4 protein-coding genes and 1 pseudogene are annotated in these 4184 nt (G+C 70.7%); 3 read left to right on the top strand and 2 right to left on the bottom strand.

The window, feature by feature from the left end; translation table 11 throughout:
- Positions 1-923 (bottom strand): RNA ligase family protein (locus AB0O00_RS31125; protein WP_363657435.1); only part of this gene is annotated, 923 nt, incomplete at its 3' end.
- A 131-nt stretch (positions 924-1054) separates the two neighbouring features.
- Between AB0O00_RS31125 and AB0O00_RS31120 the strand changes: the two genes are divergently transcribed.
- A complete protein-coding gene (locus tag AB0O00_RS31120) occupies positions 1055-1606 on the top strand; it encodes a DUF4328 domain-containing protein (protein WP_363657433.1) in 552 nt (183 codons plus the stop codon).
- A 13-nt stretch (positions 1607-1619) separates the two neighbouring features.
- On the opposite strand, the pseudogene AB0O00_RS31115 reads toward AB0O00_RS31120, so the two are convergent.
- A pseudogene (locus tag AB0O00_RS31115) lies at positions 1620-2084 on the bottom strand (ATP-binding protein); the annotation flags it as partial.
- Positions 2085-2270: 186 nt separating this feature from the next.
- Between AB0O00_RS31115 and AB0O00_RS31110 the strand changes: the two are divergent.
- Complete coding sequence (locus AB0O00_RS31110) at positions 2271-3494, top strand: RNA-guided endonuclease TnpB family protein (RefSeq protein ID WP_363657432.1); 1224 nt, start codon at positions 2271-2273, stop codon at positions 3492-3494.
- 522 nt (positions 3495-4016) lie between these two features.
- On the top strand, positions 4017-4184 hold a 168-nt coding region (locus AB0O00_RS31105), incomplete at its 3' end, for a universal stress protein (protein ID WP_363657437.1).

Genomic DNA, 4184 nt, shown 5'->3' with positions numbered 1-4184 from the left:
GCCTCGGCGAGTTCCTCGGCGACGTCCTTGAGGATCTCCTTCGCGACGGCGTCGGCCGGCGTGTGCGGCCCGAGCTTGCTCACCGCGCCGGCCGCGCGGGCGGGGGTGAGGAGGGCCGAGGCCTGGACGAGCAGCCACGCGGGCACCCCGGCGGCGCCCTCCGGCGGGGCGAGGTAGGGGCGCGAGCCGTCGTAGCGCTCGTCCTCGGCGAAGGCCTTGTGCTTCACCTTCGCCACCGGGCGCGCGTACGGGCCCGAGGCGTCGGTGCCCTGCCATTCGCCGGCCGGCTTGAGGACGTAGCCCTCGGCGAGGTTGTCGGGGAGTGAGGGCAGGCCGAGGAGCGCCGGGAGTTTCGTGGGGAAGGCGCTCGGCAGGTCCTGGAGCACGTTCAGCGGGCCGTACCCGAGCGCGGGTACGCACGTGAGCCCCGCCGCGTCCGCCGCCTCCCGCACGGCGCGGTCGGCCAGCCACCAGGGGCCCGCGGCCGTCTCGGCGGTGGCGTCGAACGGCAGCCAGTGCAGGTCGGGGGCGTACCAGACGCCGGTCTGCACGGGCTCGGCCCCGGCCACGGTCGGCACGTCCGGATGCGGGTAACTCCCGCCCGCCAGCTCCCCGTACACCGTCACCACCGCGTCCGCGCCCTCGTCGGCGCGCACGGCGGAGGCGAACCGGGCGGCGGCCACCGCGAGCTGCGGCCAGATCCGGCTCACTCCGAAGAACCCGTCCAGCGCGTCGTCCGGGAGCACCTCGCGCCGCTTCGCCGGCCGCACGCCGTCGCCGTCGCACACCACCGCGAAGTGCGCGCCGTGCACCTTCTCCAGCGCCACCCACTCCCGCACCCCGGGCACGGCGAGCGGCCGCTTCGCCGGGATCTTCGGGTAGGGCGTCAGCTCGGAGCCCCTGGAGCTCGTGGAATCGGACATACCGGCGATCATCCCGGCGTGCGCGTGCCCCGGCAACGGAGATTCGGTGGACACCCGGGGCCCGCGTCCCTATCCTGCTCCAGCCCGCCGCGGACGATCAGCACCGCGGGGGCCTGAACAGGGGAAATGGTGTGGAAGCGGAGACCGGCGGACGGATAGTCGATCCGGGGCGCCTCGCGGTGACGCTGCAGGTGCTGGTGGCCGTGGAGACGGTCGTGCAGCTCGGTGTCGGACTGGCCGGGGGCAGCCGGTCGTCGGCGTTCCCGGCGCTCGTGCCGGTGTTGCTGCCGTTGATCGTGGCGACCGCCGTGGTCTTCGTGCGCTGGTTCCACCGGGTCCGGGTCAACGCCGGGGTGTTCGCGCCCGAGGCGCACCGCCACTCGGCGGGCTTCGCGATCGGCGGGTGGTTCATCCCGTTCGCGATGTGGTGGATCCCGCGCAAGGTGGCGCTCGACACGTGGCGGGCGAGCGGCCCGGCGGGCGGCACGTGGGTGGTGAACGCGTGGTGGGCGGCGTGGCTGGCCAAGACGGTGGGTTCGGCGATCGTCTCGCGCGTCGGCCACTACCCCGGCGGCTACTCGCCGTTCGACCAGGTGACGGTCGTGGTGCTGGGAGTGCTCGCGATCCTGTTCGTCCGGCAGTTGACGGAGCGGCAGAAAGCGCAGGCCGAGTTCGGCGCTTGAAATTGACGGGACGTCAGGAATCCAGCGGGGCCGTCCACGTGAGCCGGGTGCCGCCGCTCCCGGCCGGGCCGGCTTCGACCGTGCTCGCCTCGAAGGTGCCACCCACCCGCTCGGCCCGCTCGGCGAGGTTGCGCAGCCCGCTGCGCCGGCCGCCCTCCGGCAGTCCCACGCCGTCGTCCACGACGGTCAGCGAGACCCGCCCGGCGATCGCCCGCAGCGTCACCTCGACCCTGGTCGCCCGGGCGTGCCGGGCGGTGTTGCTCAGTGCCTCGCCCAGCACCGCGACGACGTGTTCGGCCAACTCCTGTGGCACGTCGGTGTCGAGGAGGCCCTCCATGCTCAGCCGCGGCGGGAACCCGAGCGTCGTCTGCGCCTCGGTGACGGCACGCGTGGCGCGCCGCAGGCCGAAGATCATCGATCGGATGATCTTGGTAGTCTCCTCCAGGTCCGCGACCGCCCGCCCGACGCGGTCGGCCGCCGCCGGGCTCTCGATCGGCCGGCCCGCGTGATCCATTCCATCTGCTTGAGATGGGCTTCGGTGAACACTCGATGCCGATACTTCGTCACGAATCCAGGTGGGTGCGGAGTATGAAAGCACAGTGCCTGCCTGTGTGAATTTTCTGATTTGGCGCCGTAAACCAATCAACTCTCCTATGGTGTTGGTATGCAGCTCCGTTATTCCTTCCGGCTTGACCCGACAGTGAGTCAGCGCAAGTGCGCTGCCCGCGTGTTCGGGTGCAAGCGGGCTGTATGGAACGCCGGGCTGGCGTTGATCAGGCCGGTGAAGGAGTCGAACAAGGCCCTCGGGAATCCGTGCAAGCGGCTCGCCGAAGGGCCATGGAACCGCGTCCCGAAGAACCCGGACCTGTCCAAAATCCTGATCACCGAAGCGAAACGCTCCGGTGCACGCCCATGGCTGGCCGACGCCCCGGTGGGCGTGCTGCAACAGTCGCTGCGCGATCTGGACAAGGCATGGGCCGAACACGAGAAGTCCAAGGCCGGGACGCGACCGGGCCCGAAGATCGAAGAACCGTCGTTCAAGTCGAAGCATGGACGCCAGTCGGCCCGCTTCACCCGCTCCGACCGGTTCAAGATCACGGACGGTCGGCTGTACCTGCCGAAGATCGGCGACCTCAAGGTCACATGGACACGCACACTGCCGTCCGACCCGACCAGCGTCACCCTGATCAAGGACCCCGCCGGACGGTACTGGGCCAGCTTCGTGATCGAGACCGACCCTGCCGCCGAGGTGCTTCCCGAACTCGACACCGACATCGGTATCGACCTCGGACTCAAGCACTTCGCCGTCCTCGACGGCGGACGCAGGATCGACCACCCGAAGTGGCTGCGCCGCGCTGAGAAGAAGCTCAAGAAGGCGCAGCGCGCACTGTCCCGCAAGGTCAAGGGCAGCAACAACCGGAACAAGGCTCGCATCAAGGTCGCCCGGCAGCATGCCCACGTGGCGAACGCCCGCCGGGACTGGCAGCACAAGCTCAGCGTCCGGCTCATCGGCGAGAACCAAGCCGTGTACGTCGAAACGCTGGGCATCCGCGCCATGGCCAAGACCCGCATGGCCAAGTCCGTCCACGACAGCGGATGGGCACAGTTCGTCAGCATGCTGGAGTACAAGGCCGCCCGCGCGGGACGCATTGTGATCAAGGTGGACCGGGATTTCCCCTCCACCCAACTGTGTTCCGACTGCAGACACCGCACCGGACCGCGCGGCCTGCCCGGCCTGTCCGTCCGCCAGTGGACCTGTTCGAACTGCAACATCACCCATGACCGCGACATCAACTCCGGCCGCAACCTCAAGACCGAAGGCCGCCGCATCCGAGCGGCCATGAAAGAGCACCACATACCGGGGGACGTACCGGCCCCAACCGGGTAACCGAGTTGGGTAAACGCCTGCGGATCGCCGGAAGACCTCTGGTCGGGAATCAGAGGCACGCGAGCAACCCCCAGCGATGGGGAGGAACCAGGAACCGACCGTCACGTCCCGCGCGCAGCGATGCCGCGCGGGCGTGACAGGAAATCCCCGGCGCTCATGCCAGGGAGATCGGGAGTCAATGGAGCTCCTCCAGGAGCTCGTCGAGCCGCAGGCGGGGCATTCGCGCGCTGCCGCCCACGGGGGTGCCGTCCGCCGGGGTTCTCCTCCGGTTGCCCGCCGCACCCCAGGTCAGGAGCACCCTGACCGGGAGGATTGTCGGATTCACGGTAGTGCCCGGGTGTCGCCCCGCCGTACTCGGGGGTCGTTCGTAGGCTTCGTCGCGCGGGCCTTTCGTCCCGCCTCCGGGGGTCCTGCGGCCTCTGCCGCACGGGCGGCCCGGCCGGAGAGGGTGGGGGAGCAGCGGACGGGACGTCAGCACGCGCACCGTCCGGCAACGGCCACCGAGGGGAAGGACCTCCTGCCATGACGCCACCCGTACTCGCCGGGGTCGACGGCTCGACCGGCAGCACCGCCGCCGCCCGCTGGGCCGCCGCCGAGGCAGGGCGCCGCGGTGTGCCGCTGCGCCTGGTGCACGCCTGGCCGTGGCTCACCGACGGCCGCGACGCCATGGCCGGGCCCGAGCACCTGCCG

The sequence above is a fragment of the Kitasatospora sp. NPDC093558 genome (genome assembly GCF_040683475.1).
Lineage (GTDB): Bacteria > Actinomycetota > Actinomycetes > Streptomycetales > Streptomycetaceae > Kitasatospora.
This window is presented reverse-complemented; position numbering and strand designations above follow the sequence as displayed.

Excerpts from the sequence above, each read along its gene's own strand:
- AB0O00_RS31110 (WP_363657432.1), top strand. The coding sequence starts at position 2,271 with ATGCAGCTCCGTTATTCCTTCCGGCTTGACCCGACAGTGAGTCAGCGC.